This is a genomic window from Lentzea sp. NPDC102401 (assembly GCF_044765805.1).
GTDB lineage: Bacteria > Actinomycetota > Actinomycetes > Mycobacteriales > Pseudonocardiaceae > Lentzea > Lentzea sokolovensis.
Genome location: NZ_JBIWKS010000010.1, coordinates 342,328 through 361,329, shown reverse-complemented (window position 1 = coordinate 361,329; position 19,002 = coordinate 342,328). Strand labels below are relative to the sequence as shown.

Annotated in this window: 14 protein-coding genes; 9 read left to right on the top strand and 5 right to left on the bottom strand. The window is 69.0% G+C overall.

What is annotated here, in order from left to right; genetic code table 11:
• The first annotated feature begins 23 nt into the window (after positions 1 to 23).
• The 6 genes from hutH (at position 24) to ACIRG5_RS32080 (ending at position 7,687) form a co-directional block, all read left to right on the top strand.
• On the top strand, positions 24 to 1,529 hold the full coding sequence (gene hutH, locus ACIRG5_RS32105; RefSeq protein ID WP_402911624.1) for a histidine ammonia-lyase: 1,506 nt from the start codon (positions 24 to 26) through the stop codon (positions 1,527 to 1,529).
• Positions 1,529 to 3,169, top strand: a complete 1,641-nt coding sequence (hutU, locus tag ACIRG5_RS32100; RefSeq protein ID WP_402911621.1) for a urocanate hydratase — start codon at positions 1,529 to 1,531, stop codon at positions 3,167 to 3,169. Before hutH ends, hutU begins: the two co-directional genes overlap by 1 nt.
• Complete coding sequence (locus tag ACIRG5_RS32095; protein WP_402911619.1) at positions 3,169 to 4,338, top strand: allantoate amidohydrolase; 1,170 nt, start codon at positions 3,169 to 3,171, stop codon at positions 4,336 to 4,338. Before hutU ends, ACIRG5_RS32095 begins: the two co-directional genes overlap by 1 nt.
• Entirely contained in the window at positions 4,335 to 5,609 is a 1,275-nt protein-coding gene (locus ACIRG5_RS32090) for a formimidoylglutamate deiminase (RefSeq protein WP_402911616.1), read from the top strand. Before ACIRG5_RS32095 ends, ACIRG5_RS32090 begins: the two co-directional genes overlap by 4 nt.
• Entirely contained in the window at positions 5,606 to 6,739 is a 1,134-nt protein-coding gene (gene hutI, locus ACIRG5_RS32085; RefSeq protein WP_402911613.1) for an imidazolonepropionase, read from the top strand. The genes ACIRG5_RS32090 and hutI overlap by 4 nt, the downstream gene beginning before the upstream one ends.
• A 66-nt stretch (positions 6,740 to 6,805) precedes the next feature.
• Positions 6,806 to 7,687 carry a hypothetical protein gene (locus tag ACIRG5_RS32080; RefSeq protein ID WP_319975263.1) on the top strand — a complete coding sequence of 294 codons (882 nt, stop codon included), beginning with the start codon at positions 6,806 to 6,808 and terminating at the stop codon, positions 7,685 to 7,687.
• Positions 7,688 to 7,817: 130 nt separating this feature from the next.
• Here ACIRG5_RS32080 and ACIRG5_RS32075 read toward each other — a convergent pair whose 3' ends face one another.
• Positions 7,818 to 8,990: a S8 family peptidase gene (locus ACIRG5_RS32075; RefSeq protein WP_402911610.1), complete on the bottom strand. Its 1,173-nt coding sequence runs from the start codon at positions 8,988 to 8,990 to the stop codon at positions 7,818 to 7,820.
• Positions 8,991 to 9,167: 177 nt separating this feature from the next.
• On the opposite strand from ACIRG5_RS32075, the gene ACIRG5_RS32070 reads away from it, so the two are divergent.
• Positions 9,168 to 10,052 carry a hypothetical protein gene (locus ACIRG5_RS32070; protein WP_402911608.1) on the top strand — a complete coding sequence of 295 codons (885 nt, stop codon included), beginning with the start codon at positions 9,168 to 9,170 and terminating at the stop codon, positions 10,050 to 10,052.
• 47 nt (positions 10,053 to 10,099) lie between these two features.
• On the opposite strand, the gene ACIRG5_RS32065 is transcribed toward ACIRG5_RS32070, so the two are convergent.
• Complete coding sequence (locus ACIRG5_RS32065; protein WP_402911607.1) at positions 10,100 to 11,266, bottom strand: S8 family peptidase; 1,167 nt, start codon at positions 11,264 to 11,266, stop codon at positions 10,100 to 10,102.
• 156 nt (positions 11,267 to 11,422) lie between these two features.
• Between ACIRG5_RS32065 and ACIRG5_RS32060 the strand changes: the two genes are divergently transcribed.
• A complete protein-coding gene (locus ACIRG5_RS32060) occupies positions 11,423 to 12,415 on the top strand; it encodes an aldo/keto reductase (protein WP_319975267.1) in 993 nt (330 codons plus the stop codon).
• Between the two features lie 35 nt (positions 12,416 to 12,450).
• Here the strand turns inward: ACIRG5_RS32060 and ACIRG5_RS32055 are convergent, their stop codons facing one another.
• Together ACIRG5_RS32055 and ACIRG5_RS32050 are read right to left on the bottom strand one after the other, a co-directional pair.
• A complete protein-coding gene (locus tag ACIRG5_RS32055; protein ID WP_030471325.1) occupies positions 12,451 to 12,630 on the bottom strand; it encodes a DUF6104 family protein in 180 nt (59 codons plus the stop codon).
• 79 nt (positions 12,631 to 12,709) lie between these two features.
• Positions 12,710 to 16,405, bottom strand: a complete 3,696-nt coding sequence (locus ACIRG5_RS32050; protein ID WP_402911604.1) for a multifunctional oxoglutarate decarboxylase/oxoglutarate dehydrogenase thiamine pyrophosphate-binding subunit/dihydrolipoyllysine-residue succinyltransferase subunit — start codon at positions 16,403 to 16,405, stop codon at positions 12,710 to 12,712.
• 348 nt (positions 16,406 to 16,753) lie between these two features.
• Here ACIRG5_RS32050 and ACIRG5_RS32045 point away from each other — a divergent pair, with 348 nt between their 5' ends.
• Positions 16,754 to 17,911, top strand: coding sequence for an RNA-guided endonuclease InsQ/TnpB family protein (locus ACIRG5_RS32045; protein ID WP_402911601.1), 1,158 nt, complete (start codon positions 16,754 to 16,756; stop codon positions 17,909 to 17,911).
• A gap of 161 nt (positions 17,912 to 18,072) precedes the next feature.
• Here the strand turns inward: ACIRG5_RS32045 and ACIRG5_RS32040 are convergent, their stop codons facing one another.
• Positions 18,073 to 18,891 carry a hypothetical protein gene (locus ACIRG5_RS32040; RefSeq protein ID WP_402911598.1) on the bottom strand — a complete coding sequence of 273 codons (819 nt, stop codon included), beginning with the start codon at positions 18,889 to 18,891 and terminating at the stop codon, positions 18,073 to 18,075.
• Positions 18,892 to 19,002 lie beyond the last annotated feature (111 nt).

The window sequence follows — 19,002 nt, the reverse complement described above, 5'->3', positions numbered from 1 at the left end:
CCCCGGAGCGCTGTGATGTCTGCATGCAGCAACCGGTGGAGCTGGGTCCGAAGCCTCTGACCCTCGAGGACGTTCATGCCGTCGCCCGCGACGGCGCCCCGGTGGAGATCACCGCGGCGGCCCGTGAGGCGGTCACCGCCGCCCGTGGCCACATCGAACAGCTCGCCACGGCCGAACGCCCCACCTACGGCGTCTCGACCGGGTTCGGCGCGCTCGCCGTCCGGCACATCCCGCCGGACCGCCGTGCCCAGCTGCAGCGGTCGCTGATCCGCTCGCACGCCGCCGGGTCCGGGCCCGAGGTCGAGCGGGAGGTCGTGCGGGCGTTGATGCTGCTGCGGCTGCGCACGCTGTCGACCGGTCACACCGGCGTCCGGCTGTCCACTGTGGACGCCATGGCCGGGATGCTGAACGCCGGCATCACCCCGATCGTGCACGAGTACGGCTCGCTGGGCTGCTCCGGCGACCTCGCGCCGTTGTCGGCGAGCGCGCTGGCGTTGATGGGCGAGGGCATGGTCCGCAACTCCCGCGACGAGCTCGTGCCCGCCGCCGAGGCGCTCAAGGAAGCCGGCATCGAACCGGTCCAGCTGGCCGAGAAGGAAGGCCTCGCGCTGATCAACGGCACCGACGGCATGCTCGGCATGCTGTCGCTGGCGATCGCCGACTTCACCAGGCTGCTGGACATCGCGGACCTCACCGCCGCGATGAGCGTCGAGGCCCTGCTGGGCACGGACCGGGTCTTCGAGCCCGAACTGCACGCGCTGCGCCCGCACCCCGGCCAGAACGTCAGCGCCGCGCGGATGCTCGCGTTCCTCAAGAACTCCGAGATCGTCGCCTCGCACCGCGGCCCGGACTGCACCCGCGTGCAGGACGCGTACTCGCTGCGCTGCTCGCCGCAGGTGCACGGCGCGGCCCGCGACACCGTGGCCTACGCGGCGACGGTGGCCGACCGCGAGCTGTCGTCCGTGATCGACAACCCCGTGGTGCTGGCGGACGGCCGTGTCGAGTCCAACGGCAACTTCCACGGCGCCCCGGTCGCGTACGTGCTGGACTTCCTGGCCATCCCGCTCGCGGACGTCGCCTCCATCGCCGAGCGCCGCACCGACCGCATGCTCGACGTCTCGCGGTCGCACGGCCTGCCGCCGTTCCTCGCCGACGACCCCGGCGTCGACTCCGGCCACATGATCGCCCAGTACACCCAGGCGGCGATCGTGTCCGAGCTCAAGCGCCTGGCCGTGCCGGCGTCCGTCGACTCGATCCCGTCCTCCGCGATGCAGGAGGACCACGTGTCGATGGGCTGGTCCGCCGCCCGCAAGCTGCGCAAGGCCGTGGACGGTCTCACAACCGTGCTGGCCATCGAACTGCTCACCGCCGCACGGGCTCTCGACCTGCGCGCGCCCCTCAAGCCCGCCCCCGCGACGGCCGCCGCCGTGGCGAAGTTGCGCGAGACCGTCCTGGGCCCCGGCCCGGACCGCCACCTCGCCCCCGAGATCGCCGCCGCCGAGGCCCTGATTCGAAGTGGAGCCCTGTAATGGCTGTTCGCGCTGACCGCGGCACCGAGCTGACCGCGAAGAACTGGTCCACCGAGGCCGCTCTGCGGATGTTCCACAACAACCTCGACCCGGACGTCGCCGAACGCCCCGAGGACCTCGTCGTCTACGGCGGCACCGGCAAGGCCGCACGCGACTGGCCGTCGTTCGACGCCATCACCCGCGAACTCAAGAACCTCGAAGCCGACGAGACCCTGCTCGTGCAGTCCGGCCGTCCGGTCGGTGTCATGCGCACGAACGAGTGGGCGCCGCGCGTGCTCATCGCGAACTCGAACCTCGTGCCGGACTGGGCGAACTGGCCCGAGTTCCGCCGCCTGGAGGCCGAGGGCCTCACGATGTACGGGCAGATGACCGCCGGGTCGTGGATCTACATCGGTACCCAGGGCATCCTCCAGGGCACCTTCGAGACGTTCGCCGCCGTCGCCACCAAGCGCTTCAACGGCACGCTGCGTGGAACCCTCACGGTGACCGCGGGCCTCGGCGGCATGGGGGGCGCGCAGCCGCTCGCCGTGACGATGAACGAGGGTGTCGCGCTGTGCATCGAGGTCGACCCGCACCGCGCGCAGCGTCGCCTGGAGACCCGCTACCTCGACGAGGTGGCCGCGGACCTGGACTCGGCGATCGAGCGCGTGCTGGCCGCGAAGGCCGCCGGTGAGGCCGTTTCCGTTGGTGTGGTGGGCAATGCGGCGGAGATCCTGCCCGAGCTGCTGCGCCGCGAGGTCGCGATCGACATCGTGACCGACCAGACGTCGGCGCATGACCCGTTGGCGTACCTGCCCGTCGGTGTCTCGCTGGAGGAGTGGCAGGACTACGCCGCCGCGAAGCCCGAGGAGTTCACCGAGCGGGCCCGCAAGTCGATGGCCGCGCACGTCGAGGCCATGGTCGGGTTCATGGACCGCGGCGCGGAGGTGTTCGACTACGGCAACTCGATCCGCGGTGAGGCACAGCTCGGCGGCTACGAGCGCGCGTTCGCGTTCCCCGGCTTCGTGCCCGCGTACATCCGCCCGCTGTTCTGCGAGGGCAAGGGCCCGTTCCGCTGGGCCGCGCTGTCCGGCGACCCGGCCGACATCGCCAAGACCGACGCCGCGATCCTGGAGCTGTTCCCGGAGAACGAGCAGCTGCACCGGTGGATCAAGATGGCCGGTGAGCGCGTCGAGTTCCAGGGCCTGCCCGCCCGCATCTGCTGGCTCGGCTACGGCGAACGGCACCTCGCCGGCCTCAAGTTCAACGAGATGGTGGCGTCCGGCGAGCTGTCCGCGCCGATCGTCATCGGCCGCGACCACCTCGACTGCGGCTCGGTGGCGTCCCCGTACCGCGAGACCGAGGCGATGGCCGACGGTTCCGACGCGATCGCGGACTGGCCGCTGCTCAACGCCCTGGTCAACACGGCTTCCGGCGCCACCTGGGTGTCTATCCACCACGGCGGCGGCGTCGGCATCGGCCGCTCGATCCACGCCGGCCAGGTGACGGTCGCGGACGGCACCGAGTTGGCCGCGCAGAAGATCGAGCGCGTGCTGACCAACGACCCCGGCATGGGCGTCATCCGGCACGTGGACGCCGGGTACGACGAGGCCAAGACCGTGGCAGCGGACAAGGGTGTTCGCATTCCGATGGAGGGCTGATGCTCGACCAGATCGCGGACGTCGGCAAGGACCTGAAGCGCGGCGGCTACTCACGCCACGGTTACGACAAGCCCGAACTCGAACTGCGGCACTGGTTCGTCGAGCAGGCCGTCAAGCGCGGCCTCAGCGTCGAGACGGACCAGAACGGCAACCTCTGGGCGTGGTGGGGCGAGCGCGGCGACAACGCGCTCATCACCGGCAGCCACCTGGACTCGGTGCCCGGCGGCGGCGCGTTCGACGGCCCGCTGGGGGTGACGTCGGCTCTGGAGGCCGTGGACCTCCTGCAGGCCAAGGGGTTCAAGCCCGCGCGGCCGTTCGCGATCACGGTCTTCGCCGAGGAGGAGGGCGGCCGGTTCGGCGTCGCGTGCCTCGGCTCGCGGTTGCTGACCGGCGCCATCTCCCCGGAGAAGGCGTTGGCGCTCAAGGACCCGGACGGCATCACGCTCGCCGAGGCGATGAAGGCCGCCGGGTACGACCCTGATCTGGCCGGCCGCGACGAACGGGCGCTCAAGCGCATCGGGCAGTTCGTCGAGCTGCACGTCGAACAGGGCCGCGGCCTCACGGTTCCGGTCGGCGTGGCGAGCAGCATCCTCGCGCACGGCCGTTGGCGCTTCACGTTCGCCGGCGAGGGCAACCACGCCGGTGCGACGTTGATCGAAGACCGCCGCGACCCGATGCTTCCGGCATCCCAACTCGTCCTCGCCGCCAGGAAGGCGGCCAGGGGTGGCGGGCGTGCCACCGTGGGGAGGCTCGTCCCCAACCCCGGTGGCACCAACGTCATCGCGTCCACTGTGGACGTCTGGCTGGACGCGCGGGACAGCGACGACGCGCGCACCCGTGCGATGGTCGCGGAGATCTCGGAGGCGGCTCACCAGGCAGCCAAGGAGGAAGGCTGCGAGCTGAGGATCACCGAGGAGTCGTACGGCGACACGGTGTACTTCGACAGCGGGCTGCGGGACGACATCGCGGGTGCGCTCGGTGGTGTTCCGGCGCTGCCGACCGGTGCCGGTCACGACGCGGGCATCCTCGCCGCGCACGTGCCGACCGCGATGTTGTTCGTGCGCAACCCCACCGGCGTCAGCCACGCGCCGGAGGAGTTCGCCGAGCAGGCCGACGTCGACGAGGGCGTCAGGGCGCTGGCCGCGACCATCGAACACCTCGGCTCATGAACTTCTGGTGCGAGCGAGCCTGGTTGCCCGCCGGGCTCGCCGACCGCGTGCTGATCAGGGTCGAGAACGGCGTGATCGCGAATGTGTCCACAGTGGACACGATTCCGCTGGGCGTTCGCCGCCTGCACGGCGTTGTCGTGCCGGGCTTCGCGAACGCCCATTCGCACGCGTTCCACCGGGCGTTGAGGGGCCGCACGCACGACGGCGGCGGCACGTTCTGGACGTGGCGCGAAGGCATGTACGCGCTGGCGTCGAAACTGACCCCGCAGTCGTACTACCGCCTGGCCCGCGCGGTCTACGGCGAGATGGCGCTCGCGGGTGTGTCGGCCGTGGGGGAGTTCCACTACGTCCACGACAGGTCGAACGAGTTCGGGTACGCGTTGCGTGAAGCGGCCAAGGACGCGGGCATCCGCCTCACGTTGCTCGACACCTGCTACCTCGCGGGCGGCATCGACCAGCTCGTCAACGAGGTGCAGCAACGCTTCTCAGACGGCACCGCTGAAGCGTGGGCGTCCAGGGTCGGCGAGCTGAAGTCCGACGACGTGATGCGTGTCGGTGCCGCGATCCACTCGGTCCGCGCCGTGCCGCGAGCCGAGCTTTCCGTGGTGGCACAGGCGTTCCCGGACGCCCCGCTGCACGTCCACCTCTCCGAGCAACCTGCCGAGAACGAGGCCTGCCTCGCCGCCTACGGCCTCACGCCGACCGGACTCCTGCACGAGGCCGGTGCGTTGTCACCCCGCGCCACGGCCGTGCACGCCACGCACCTGACGGCCGAGGACATCGCGTTGCTGGGCGGTTCCGGCACCGGCGCGTGCTTCTGCCCGACGACCGAGGCGGACCTGGCCGACGGCATCGGCCCCGCCCGCGAACTGGCCGACGCGGGCAGCCCGTTGTCGCTGGGCAGCGACCAGCACGCGGTGATCGACCCGCTGCTGGAAACCCGCGCGTTGGAGCACAACGAACGTCTCCGCACCGGGCAGCGCGGCCGTTTCTCGCCGGCCGAACTGCTCGACGCCGCCACCCGCCACTCCGCACTCGGCTGGGACGGCGGACGCATCGAACCGGGTGCGCCCTGCGACCTCGTGGCGATCAGCTGCTCGACGCCGCGCACCGCGGGTTCGTTGCCGCAGCAGGTTCTCCTGTCGGCGACGGCGTCCGATGTGGACACCGTGGTCGTCGGTGGCCGGGTGGTCGCGAGCGGGGGCGTGCACGAGACTCTGGGAGACGTCGGCAGGCTGCTGGCGGACGCGATCGAGGAGCTGTGGGCATGAGCGTGCTGATCACCGGCATCGGTGAGCTGACCACGAACAGCGAGGCCAACGGTGACGCGCTGGTGATCGACGGCGAACAGATCGCCTGGGTCGGCAACGCGAACAACGCTCCAGCGGCTGACGAACGGGTCGACGTCGAGGGCCGCGCGGTGCTGCCCGGCTGGGTCGACAGCCACACCCACCTGGTCTTCGCGGGTGACCGGACCGCCGAGTTCGGCGCGCGCATGGCGGGCAAGCCCTACACCGCGGGCGGCATCGCCGTCACCGTCAACGCGACCCGTGCCGCGACGGACGAGGAACTGGCCGCGGTCGTGCGCAAGCACATCGCCGAAGCTCTCCGCCAGGGAACGACGTTCGTCGAGACCAAGACCGGCTACGGCCTGAACGTTCAGGACGAGGTGCGGTCGGCGCGCATCGCGGCCGAGCACGCCGACGAGGTCACGTTCCTCGGCGCCCACCTCGTCCCGCCCGGCGCGGACGCGGACACCTACGTCGAACTGGTCCGCGGCGAGATGCTCGACGCCGTCGCACCCCTCGTGCGCTGGGCGGACGTGTTCTGCGAGAAGGGCGCCTTCGACTACGACCAGTCGAAGGCGGTGCTCGTCGCGGCCAAGGAGAAAGGCCTGGGCCTGCGGGTCCACGGCAACCAGCTCGGCGAGGGTCCCGGCGTGCGGCTGGCCGTGGAACTCGGGGCCGCCTCGGTGGACCACTGCACGTACTTGTCGCCCGCCGACATCGACGCGCTCGCGTCGTCGGACACCGTCGCCACGCTGCTCCCTGCGTGCGATCTGTCGACCCGCCAGTCGATGCCGCCCGCCCGCGCCCTGCTGGACGCCGGTGCGACGGTCGCGCTCGCCAGCAACTGCAACCCCGGCTCGTCGTACACCTCGTCGATGGCGTTCTGCGTGACGACAGCGGTCCTGCAGATGCGGATGAGCGTCGAGGAGGCGGTCTGGGCGGCCACGGCGGGAGGCGCGCAGGCGTTGCGCCGCTCCGACATCGGGGTCATCAGGCCTGGTGCGCGGGCTGATCTCCACGTGCTGGACGCACCCTCGATCACGCATCTGGCGTACCGGCCGGGCGTCCCGTTGACGCACTCGGTGTGGCGTCGGGGCGAACGGGTCAATTGAGACAGCTGTCTCATTGCCCTCCGTGTGGGCCTACTGGCGGAAGGTGCGGGGCCGTACGGTGTCCCCGTGGTGGATTTCGCGGAGGCCCTGACGAAAGCCGTCGACAACAGCGGCCTCAGTCTCGAACGCATCCAGCACCACCTGGCCGCGCGCGGCATGCAGGTGAGCATCTCGACGCTCAGCTACTGGCGCCGCGGCCGCAGCCGGCCGGAACGCCCCGAGTCGCTGAAGGTCGTCGCCGCGCTGGAGGAACTGCTCGACCTCGGTGAAGGCTTCCTGACAGATCGGCTGGGCGACAAGCGGCCGCGTGGGCGCTGGGTGGACCAATCACTGTCCCTTGAGGACATGTGGGACTCGCGGGCCACCGACCTCGGTGAGGTCATGTCGCGGATCGACCGGCTGCAGCCGACGGCGACGACGTACCTGAGCGTGCAGGACCGGCAGGTGATCGGGCCGGACCGCCGTGAGGTCTCGAACCACTGCACCGGCGTGATCCAGGCGCTGGAGGACGGCGTCGACAGGTTCCTCGCGATCCAGCTGGCCGATGCCACGGACCTCGGCGTGCCGTCGATCGAGGCGGGACCGCCGTGCCGGCTGGGGAGGGTGCGCAGCGAGGACTCCACCGGGTTCCTCGTCGCGGAGATCCTCTTCGACCGGATGCTCAGAGCGGGCGAGACGGCTCTCGTCGACTACGTGGTCCGGATGAGACCCGGTGCCGACAGCGAGGTCTGCGACCGGCGGTTCCTGCGTCCGGTGAACGACTACACGCTGCAGATCGACTTCCACCCGGACGCGGTGCCGGCGCGCTGTTTCCAGTTCGCGCGGCCGTCGTTGCACGAGCCGGAGACTGCTCTGAACGACCTGTGGATCGGGACGACGGCGTCGACGCACATCCATGTGCGTAACTCGAAGCCCGGAATCTATGGAGTGCGGTGGGAGTGGGAGTAGCCGCTACTCCCACTCCCACCGCAAGCGCCCCCAGTCGAAACGATGCGCTCGGCCGAGCCGCATTCGGCCTGCTCATCAAGGGCGCCCAGGATGGCCGTCGCCGCTGCAGGGTGGCGGCGACAGCAGGTTCCTAGACCTTCAGCAACAGGTTCGGTGAACCCGTTTTGATGTCGGTCAGCTTGTTCGGCGTGGCCGCGCCGACCAGGGCGTTGCGCACCTGGGCGGGTGTCGCGGACGGGTTCGCGCTCAGGTAGAGCGCGGCCGCTCCGGCGACGTGCGGGGAGGCCATCGACGTGCCGCCCATGGACCGCGTGCCGGTGTCGTTGCTGTGCGAGGCGCTCACGATGTCGCTGCCCGGTGCCCAGATGTCGAGGCACTGGCCGTAGTTCGACGAGCCCGCCGACCAGATCGAACGCTTGTCCGCGCGGTCCGACGCACCGACCGTGATCGCCTCCGGCGTGCGGGCCGGGGTGAAGTTGCACGCGTCCTGGCCGCTGTTGCCGCCCGCCAGCACGTAGGTGAAGCCCGCGCTGATCGAGCGCTTGACGGCGTTCTCCAGCGAGGCGTTCGTGCCGCTGCCACCGAGGCTCATGTTGACGACGGCGGGCTTCTTGCCGTTGGCCGTCACCCAGTCGATGCCGCGGATGATGCCGTCCCACGCGCCGCTGCCGTTGCAGTCGAGGACACGCACGCCGACGAGCTTGGCCTTCTTCGCGACGCCGTAGGTCTTGCCCGCCACCGTGCCGGCGACGTGCGTGCCGTGGCCCTGGCAGTCCTGCGCGACCGCGTCGTTGTCGATGAAGTCGTAACCGTCGGAAGCACGGCCCTCGAATTCGGAATGCGTTTTCCTGATTCCGGTGTCGAGAACGTACGCCGTCACGTTCGACGCGGTGTTCGGGTACGTGTACTTCTGGTCGAGCGGCAGGTTCGCCTGGTCGATCCGGTCGAGACCCCAGACCGGGTTCGACTGTGTGGCCTGGATCGTGGCGACCGTGTTGCGCTCGACGAATTGCACGTCCGGGTCGGCGGCGAGCCTGCGCGCCTGTCGTTCGGACATTCCGGTGACCGAGAACCCGTTCAGCGCGGCGCTGTAGGTGTGCTTGACATCGCCCTGGTAGCGGGACGCCAACGCGCTGGCAGGGGTGCGCGCTCCGTCCTTCAGCACCACGATGTAACTGCCCTCGACCGCCTGTGCGCCCGCACCGGGGAGCACCGCTTCCTCGGCGATCGCGGTGGGCGTCCACATCGCTGTGGAAGCGATGCCCAATGCCGCCGCGATGGCGACATGACGCCGAAGTGCCATGGGTTCCTCCTGGCAGGGAATGAACTGGGGAACACCAAGAAACTAACGCCAGTTGTGCTTCGGATAACAGGTTCGAAACTTCAGTTCTCAATACTGTCAAAACTGTTTTGACACCGTTTTCGGGCACTCGCCGTGCCTGGACGAGCCGGATTTGATCACTGGCCGTAGCATTCGGGCGTGCAGGAATTCGCCGAGGCGTTGACGAAGGCCGTGGAGGCCAGCGGTCTCAGTCTGGAGCGGATCCAGCACCACCTGGAGTTGCGCGGCGTGCAGGTGAGCCTGTCGACGCTGAGCTACTGGCGACGCGGGCGCAGCCGTCCGGAACGGCCTGAGTCGCTCGCCGCGGTGGCCGCGCTGGAGGAGATCCTGAAGCTGGCGCCGGGAACGTTGACCGGCAGCCTCGGCGACAAGCGGCCGCGCGGGCGATGGGTCGAGCGTGCCGCCGCGCTGGAGGGGATCTGGCAGGAGGCCGCGGTCGACCTCGGTCGTGCCATCAACCGCGTGGACAGGCTGCTGGCCTCCCCGGCGAAGTACATCAGTCTGCGGGACGTCGTGGTGATCGGTCCCGACCGGCGTGAGATCGAGATGCGGACCAGTTCGGTGATCGAGGCCTTCGAGGACGGGGTCGACCGGCTCCTCGTCGCGAAGGTCGCGGAGGACACCGACCTCTCCACCGGTGACATCGTCGCCGAGAAGTCGTGCCGGGTGGGCAGGGTGCGCAGGGACGACGAGCACAACCTGCTCGTCGCCGAGGTCATCCTCGACCGCGTGCTGCGGGCGGGGGACACCGCGCTCGTCGACCTCAGGATGATCGCCGACCCCGGCGCGGACAGCGTGTCGGCGGACCGCACGTTCATCCGCAACCTGCGCGACTACGTGCTGGAGGTCGAGTTCCACCCCGACGCGGTGCCCGTGCGCTGTCACAGCTTCACCCGGTCCGAGAAGGGCGCACCCGACGTGGACACGGGCGATCTCTGGATCGGCACCACCGCCTCCGCGCACCTGGTCGTGCACGAAGCCCAGGCGGGCTCCGTGCACGGCATCAAGTGGGAGTGGGAGTAGCGGCCCTCGCTCGCTACTCCCACGACTGCGCACCGGGTTCCTGTTCCCTACTGCCCGATGCGCAGCAGCCTGTTGGGCGAGCCGATCTGCAGCCCGCGCAGGAGGTTCGTGCTCGCGTCGTTCACGAGCGCGTCCCGCACCTGCCGGTTCGTCGCGCCGGGGTGCGTGCTCAGGTAGACCGCCGCCGCTCCGGCCACGGCGGGCGTCGCCATCGACGTGCCGCTGTCGAGCCGGAGACCGAAGTTGTCGGCGTGCGAGGCCGACCTGATGTCCGTGCCGGGTGCCCAGACGTCGACGCACCGGCCCCAGTTCGACGCCGTGCCCCACTGCGGCCAGACGGACCGGTTGTCGTTGGCGTCCGTGGCGCCGACCGTGATCGCGTCCGGCAGCCGGGCCGGCGTGTAGCCGCAGGCGTCGCGGCCGTCGTTGCCCGCCGCGATCACGTAGGTGAAGCCGGCCGCGATCGACCGGGTGACCGCGCGTTCGAGAGCGTCGTCCTGACCCCGCCCGCCGAGACTCATGTTGACCACGGCGGGGCGCACGCCGTTGGCGGTGACCCAGTCGACGCCGGCGACCACGCTGTCCTGGTCGGCCCTGTTGTCACACCCGAGCACCCGCACGCTGACGACCTGTGCCCGCTTCGCGACCCCGGACGTCCTGCCCGCGATCGTGCCGGCGACATGGGTGCCGTGGCCCGCGCAGTCACTGGCGTCCGCGTCGTTGTCGACGAAGTCGAAACCGTGCGACGCGCGTCCTTCGAATTCGTTGTGCGTAATTCGAACGCCGCTGTCGACAACGTACGCGCGCACGTTCGCCGCGTTGTTCGGATAGGTGTACTGGCGGTCCAGCGGCAAAGCGCGCTGGTCGACCCTGTCCAGATTCCACGGCGCGTTCGGCTGGGTGTCGTTGCCGGAGATGATCAGGTTGCGCTGCACGTAGTCGACCGCGGGGTCGGCAGCCAGTCGCCTGGCCTGCTGCTCGGTCATGTCCCGCACGGAGAAGCCGTGCAGAGCGGCGCGATAGGTCCGCTTGAGCCTGCCCTCGTACTTGCTCGCCAACGCCTGCGGGGACGCGCTGACGCCGTCCTTGAGAACGACGATGTAGCTGCCGGGGACGGCCTCGCCAACGCCGCGCAGAGCTTGTTGCGCGGTGGCCGTCGGGGTGCAGAGAACGGTCGCGAACAATGCCGCCGCAATGCAGGTGTTGATTCTCATCGAGTTCCTCCTGGCAGGGTCGAACGCGATGAACGTAACTTCACAGGTGGGTGAAATGGCAGTGGAGAAAATTTGGCCCTCAACACTGTCAAATCTGTGGCGAGCTGGAGCAGCTCCACGTGGCACAATGCCGCGCCGCGAGGCAGGGTGGAGACCATGGAGTACACCAACCTCGGTCGCAGCGGCCTGTCCGTCTCCCGCCTGTGCCTCGGCACGATGAACTTCGGTCCCGAGACCTCCGAGGCCGACAGCCACGCGATCATGGATCGCGCCCACGAGCACGGCCTCAACTTCTTCGACACGGCCAACGTCTACGGCTGGAAGAAGGGCGAGGGCGTCACCGAGAACATCATCGGCAACTGGTTCGCCAAGGGCGGCACCCGGCGCGAACGGACCGTCGTCGCCACCAAGCTCTACGGCAGCATGGGTGACTGGCCGAACGAGACCAAGCTGTCGGCGCTGAACATCCGCCGCGCCGCCGACGCGTCGTTGAAGCGCCTGCAGACCGACTACATCGACCTCTACCAGATGCACCACGTCGACCGCGAAACCCCGTGGGACGAGATCTGGGAAGCCTTCTCCGTGCTGCGCCAGCAGGGCAAGGTCATCTACTTCGGCTCGTCCAACTTCGCCGGCTGGCACATCGCCCAGGCCGCCGAGGCCGCGCGCACCCGCGGATTCCTCGGCCTGGTGTCCGAGCAGTCGATCTACAACCTGATGACGCGCTGGGTCGAGCTGGAGGTCCTGCCCGCGGCTCGTCACTACGGGCTCGGCGTGATCCCGTGGTCGCCTCTGCACGGCGGGCTTCTGGGCGGCGTGTTGCGCAAGCAGCGCGAGGGCGGGGCTTCTCGTTCGGCGTCTGGGCGGTCCGCGGACGCGTTGGAGAAGTACCGCGACACGATCGACGCCTACGAGAAGCTGTGCGCGGAGATCGGGGAGGACCCGGCGAACGTGGGCCTCGCGTGGCTGCTGCACCAGGAAGGCGTGACCGCGCCGATCATCGGGCCGCGCACCATCGAGCAGCTCGACAACTCGTTGCGTGCCGCGGAGTTGAAGCTCGACGCGGACGTGCTGGGCAAGCTCGACGAGCTGTTCCCGGCGCCGGCGCCGAACGGGTCGAAGCCGGCCCCGGAGGCCTACGCCTGGTAGCTCGCCCGGATCAGCCGAGGCCGGGGAGCAACTGCTCAGTCCTCGAAGTCGTCGTCATCGCGCGCCAGGAACGTGGCGAAGCGCTCGATGGGCGTCTCGAAGTCCGGGTTGGCGTCGACGAACTCCCGGAGCTTGTCGGCGAGCCACGCGAAGGTGACCTCCTCCTCGCCGCGCCGCTTCTCCAGCTCTTCGATGCCGCGATCGGTGTGGTACATGGCAGAACTCCTGTGAGGGCTCAGAAAACGAGCCGCCGGACTCCAAGGGAATCCGGCGGCTCGTTCGTTCAGGACTGGCTTACTCGAACGCGCGGGTGATGATCTCGCGCTGCTCGACCTCGTGCACCTTGCTCGAACCGGCCGACGGGGCTGCCATCGGGCGGCGCGACACGCGGCGAACCACGCCGAGGTGCTCGGGCAGCAGCTCCGGCAGAGCCAGGCCGTAGAACGGCCAGGCACCCTGGTTCGCCGGCTCCTCCTGCACCCAGCGGACGTCCTTCGCGTTCGGGTAGCGCTCCAGGGTCTCGGTCAGCTTGCGGGCCGGGACCGGGTAGAGCTGCTCGACGCGCACGATCGCCACGTCGCCGCCGCCGCGCTTCTCGCGCTCGGCGTGCAGCTCGTAGGAGATCTTGCCGCTGCACAGCAGGACCTTCGTGACGGCGTTCGGGTCCTTGATCGTCGGGTCGTCCATCACCGAGTGGAAGCGGTCGTCGATGAACTCGTCCGTGCCGGACACCGCGGCCTTGAGACGCAGCATCGACTTCGGCGTGAACACGATCAGCGGCCGGTCGACGCCGTCGAGGGCGTGGCGACGCAGCAGGTGGAAGTAGTTCGCCGGCGTCGACGGCACCGCGACGGTCATGGAGCCCTCGGCGCACAGCTGCAGCCAGCGCTCGATGCGGCCCGACGTGTGGTCGGGGCCCTGGCCCTCGTGGCCGTGCGGCAGCAGGATCACGACGTCGGAACGCTGACCCCACTTCGCCTCACCGGACGAGATGAACTCGTCGATGATCGGCTGCGCGCCGTTGACGAAGTCGCCGAACTGCGCCTCCCACAGCACCAGCGCCTGCGGGTTCGCCACCGAGTAGCCGTACTCGAAGCCGACCGCCGCGAACTCCGACAGCACCGAGTCGTAGACCATGAACTTGCCCTGGTCGTCCGACAGGTGCTGCAGCGGCGTGTACTCGCCGCCGGTCTTGCGGTCGATCAGGGTCGCGTGGCGCTGCACGAACGTGCCGCGGCGCGAGTCCTGGCCGGCCAGGCGGATGTTGCGGCCCTCGATCGCGAGTGAGCCGAACGCGAGCAGCTCGGCGAACGCCCAGTCGATGCCGCCTTCGCGCGCCATCTTCGCCCGGCGCTCGAGCACCGGCTTGACGCGGGCGTGCGGCGTGAAGCCTTCAGGCAGGTTCACGTGCGAGTCGGCGATGTGCTCCAGCGTCTCGCGGGAGATGCCCGTGGGCAGCTTCGCCGGGATCTGCTGCTCGGCCTCCACGGACGGGCTGACCGTCACGGGGTGCTTCTCGAGCTCGCGGACCTCGTTGAAGACGTGCTCCAGCTGGCTGGAGAAGTCCTGCAGCGCCTTCTCGGCCTCTTCGACCGTGATGTCGCCGCGGCCGATCAGGGACTCGGTGTAGGTCTTGCGCACCGAGCGCTTCTGGTCGATCACGTCGTACATCGCCGGCTGCGTCATCGAGGGGTCGTCGCCCTCGTTGTGGCCGCGGCGGCGGTAGCAGACCATGTCGATCACGACGTCCTTGGCGAACGCCTGGCGGTACTCGACGGCCAGCTTCGCGACCCAGTAGCAGGCCTCGGGGTCGTCGCCGTTCACGTGGAAGACCGGCGAGCCGATCATCTTCGCGACGTCGGTCGAGTACTTCGAGGACCGCGAGTTCTCCGGCGCGGTCGTGAAGCCGACCTGGTTGTTCACGACGATGTGGACCGTGCCACCGGTGCGGTAACCGCGGACCAGCGCCAGGTTCAGCGTCTCGGCCACGACACCCTGACCGGCGAACGCCGCGTCACCGTGCATGGCGACCGGCAGCACCGGGAAGAAGTCGCCGCCCTTGTCGAGCAGGTCCTGCTTGGCGCGCACGATGCCCTCGAGCACCGGGTCGACCGCTTCGAGGTGCGACGGGTTCGCCGTCAGCGACACCTTGGTCTCGCCGTCGCCGAACATGCGGAAGTACTTGCCCTCGGCACCGAGGTGGTACTTCACGTCGCCGGAGCCGTGCGCCTGACCGGGGTCGAGGTTGCCCTCGAACTCGCGGAAGATCTGCGAGATCGGCTTGCCGACGATGTTCGCGAGCACGTTCAGGCGGCCGCGGTGCGGCATGCCGATGACGACCTCGTCGAGCTCGTGCTCGGCGGCCTTGTCGAGCACCGCGTCGAGCAGCGGGATGACGGTCTCGCCACCCTCCAGCGAGAAGCGCTTCTGGCCGACGTACTTCGTCTGCAGGAACGTCTCGAACGCCTCGGCGGCGTTCAGCTTGCTGAGGATGTACTTCTGCACGGTGGCCGGCGGCTTCTCGTGCGGAACCTCGACGCGCTCCTGGATCCAGCGGCGCTCTTCGGGCTCGAGGATGTGCATGTACTCGACGCCGACGGTGCGGCAGTACGAGTTGCGCAGCACACCGAGGATGTCGCGGAGCTTCATCCGCTCCTTGCCGGCGAAGCCGCCGACCGGGAACTCGCGGTCGAGGTCCCACAGCGTCAGGCCGTGGCTGAGCACGTCCAGGTCGGCGTGGGAGCGCTGGCGGTAGTTCAGCGGGTCCGTGTCGGCCATCAGGTGACCGCGCGTGCGGAACGCGTCGATCAGCTCGATGACGCGCGCGGTCTTGTCGACAGCGCCCTCGGGGATGTCGGCGACCCAGCGGATCGGCTCGTAGGGCAGCCGCAGCGACGCGAAGATGTCGTCGTAGAAGCCGTCCTCGCCGAGCAGCAGCTGGTGCACGCGCTTGAGGAACTCGCCCGACTCCGCACCCTGGATGATGCGGTGGTCGTACGTGGAGGTCAGCGTGATGATCTTGCTGACGCCCATGTCGGTGAGGGCCTGCTCGCTGGTGCCCTGGAAGTGCGCGGGGTACTCCATGGCGCCGACGCCGATGATCGCGCCCTGACCGGCCTGCAGTCGCGGCACCGAGTGGTTGGTGCCGATCGTGCCGGGGTTGGTCAGCGAGATCGTGGTGCCGGAGAAGTCGTCCGCCGTCAGCGAGCCACCGCGGGCCTTGCGGATCAGGTCCTCGTAGGCCTGCCAGAACTGCGTGAACGTCATGTTCTCGCAGCCCTTGACCGACGCGACGACCAGCGTGCGGCTGCCGTCCTTGGCCGGCAGGTCGATCGCCAGGCCGAAGTTGACGTGCTCCGGCGTGACGACGAACGGCTTGCCGTCGACCTCGGCGTAGTGCCGGTTCATGTTCGGGAACGCCTGCAGCGCCCGGACCACCGCGTAGCCGATGACGTGCGTGAAGGAGACCTTCCCGCCGCGCGTCCGCTTCAGGTGGTTGTTGATGACGATGCGGTTGTCGGCCAGCAGCTTCGCGGGCACGGCACGCACGCTGGTCGCGGTCGGAACGGTGAGCGACAGCTCCATGTTCTTCGCGATCGCGGCGGAGGCACCGCGCAACTGCTTCTGCTCGGGCTGCGCGCTCGGCTTGACCGGGGCGGCCTTCGCGGCCTGCTGCGGCGCGGGCTTGCCGGTCGACGGCAACGAGGCCGCCGGCTTCGGCTGCGACTGCGCGGCAGGCTTGGGTGCGGCGGCGGGCGCTGGCTTGCCGTTGTCCGCGGCCGGCGGCGTCACGGTCGCGGTCGTGGTGGCCGTGGAGCCACCCGCGCTTGCCGTGGCGGTACTACCGTTGCCGCCCGCCCGCTTGTAGTCGGCAAAGAAGTCGTGCCATGCCGGGTCTACGGATGACGGGTCCGCGAGGAACTGCTCGTACATCTCCTCGACGAGCCATTCGTTCGGCCCGAATTGTGACGCAGGACTGCTGCTGGACACGGCTGGCGCTCGCCTCTATCCATCTCGCTCTTGGTGTTGACTCATGCGGTAGTCAGGTTAGTCCCCCTGGCACGGGCCTTCACACGCTGGAGGCACATGGCAAGGAGTGCTCTGTCACAGGATCGATCAGGACGGCCCTGGCGTCACCCGCAGTTGAGCAGTTCTTGATGTGCGTCTCACTACGTCTCCTCACTACGTCTCCTCACTTTCGGGTAAAGCTCACGGAGCTGTTGGACGGGCATACGCACCGAGCGCGGTGATCAGTTCACCTGAATGCCGGGCCGTGCACGGCTGAGTCGGAGCCGATGCCGTGAAAGTGCCGAACACGTGTTCGGTGGGGTCGTTTGGGTGAAGCTGGCTGTGCAGGTGAGGCTACTGCCAACGCAGGCGCATGCGTCGGCTTTGGCAGCGACCCTGCGCGCCTGCAACGAGGCTGCCGACGTCGTCTCGCGGGTGGCGTTCGAACAGGACACGAAGTCTCGCAACGAGTTGCAGAAGCAGTGCTACCACGAGATCAAGGATCGGTTCGGCCTGTCGGCACAGCCGGCGGTGCGGGTGGTGAAGAAGGTCGTCGACGCCTACGCCACACTCCAGGCGAACATTCGCGCGGGCAACCTCGGCGGCGCGAAATCCACGCGCCGGATCAAGGCCTGCTCGAAGCCGATCGCGTTCCGCGCACACGCGGCGCAGCCGTTCGACGATCGGTGCTTGTCGTGGCAACTCGACGCGCGAACGGTCAGCATCTGGACCACGGCTGGTCGGCTGAGGGACATTCCGTTCGCGGGTTCGTCCGAGCAGCTGAGGACCTTGCGCGAGCATCGTCGGGGTGAGTCGGACCTGGTGGTGCGGGATGGCATGTGGTTCCTGATCGCTACCTGCGAGATTCCGGAGAAACCGCTGTTCGAGCCGATCGATTGGATCGGTGTCGATCGGGGCATCTCCAACTTGGCCACCACCAGCGATCTGGAGAACTTCCAAGGCCGCAGGTTGCAGCGCTATCGGCGTTGGTACGCGCGTAAACGTGCTGAATTGCAGGCCAAGCGCACCAAGTCGGCGACGCGCCGGGTCAAGCGGCGGGCTCGTCGAGAACAGCGCCACGCCACGCACATCAACCACCGCATCGCCAAGGACATCGTGGCTGTTGCCGAACGCACCGGCCGTGGCATCGCCCTGGAGGAACTCCGCGGCATCCGCGACCGGGTACGGCTACACCGGCGCCAGCGAGCCACGCTGTCCTCCTGGCCGTTCCACCAGCTCGAGCGACACATCACCTACAAGTCCCGCCGGGCCGGGGTGCCCGTGCTGCTGGTCGATGCCCACCACACCTCACAGATGTGCCCGAGGTGCAAGCACACGTCCCGCTCCAACCGACCCACCCGGGACTCCTTCTCCTGTCGTCAGTGCGGTCTCGCTGGGCCCGCCGACGTCGTCGCCGCCGTGAACATCCGTGATCGCGCACGGCGCGCGTGGGTACTTGTCAACGTGCCCTTACCAACTGCTGCCTGAGCAGTCGGTAGATGCGGCCCGCACACCACAGCCAGCGGTGGACGAGGAACGCGAACAACGCCTCAGAGGTGTCGAGCCAACTACTCGATCCCTTCGGGCCCGAGTAGTTGGCGATAGGTACAACGCGCCCGCTCTGCGGATTGATCTTGCCCGCTGTCAGTTCAGGTCAGTGAACGCCTGATCGAGGCCGTGAACGCCGCGGTGAACGCGGCTCTGGTCTCGTCGGACGTCCGGTCCAGGGACAGGTACGGGTTCAGGTCCTCCAACTCGACCAGGAGCAGGTCGCCGTCCTGGGTCCGGCAGGCGTCGACGCGCTGGACGCCGTGGCCGAGGCCGTTCCAGTCGATGAACCTCTGCGCGAATTCCAGGTCTTCCGGCGTGGGGGCGTACCGGGTGAGTTCCCAGCGCTGGGCCGGGTCCGGTGCGTGCAGCGCGTACTGGAAGTCGTGGTCCACGAAGTAGAACGACACCTCGTACCGGAAATCGATCTTGGGCTGGATGAGCAGGTCACCGGTTCTGCTCCCGACCTCGTCGCGGTCCACGAATTCCAGGCCGTGCGAGTCGGCGCCGGCTTTGGGCTTCACGACGTACGTGCCGGCCTGGGGGAGGCGGTTCAGCTCGTCCGGGTGGCCGACCGTGGGGATGACCGGGTAGCCCTGCCCGGTCAGGTCGACCAGGTACTGCTTGCCCGCCATGTCGGCCTTGCCGCTCAGCGGGTTGTAGACGCGCTGACCGGTGGCCTCAGCCTGCGCCCGGAAGTGGCGGTAGGCGGGGAGGTAGTCGATCACCGGGCCGCTGTTGCGGACCACGACGACGTCGAAGTTCGCCATCACGGCCGCGGCGTCCTCCGGGTGGCAGACGGCCAGGTCGAAGTGCTGTCTGAGGTGCGAGGTCAGGTAGATGTCCTCGTCGCAGTAGCGGCGGCCTCTGGCCGGGTAGGCGAGGTTGGAGACGTAGAGGACCGAGGGGCGGGTGGGCATGGCTTGGGCTCCTTCGACCTGGCCGGCCTGGGGGTTGGTTCTACGTCATGGAGCAGGGCGGGGACGAGAGTTCGTGGTGGGGGCCACGGGGTTCGTGCTGGTGCTGTCGCG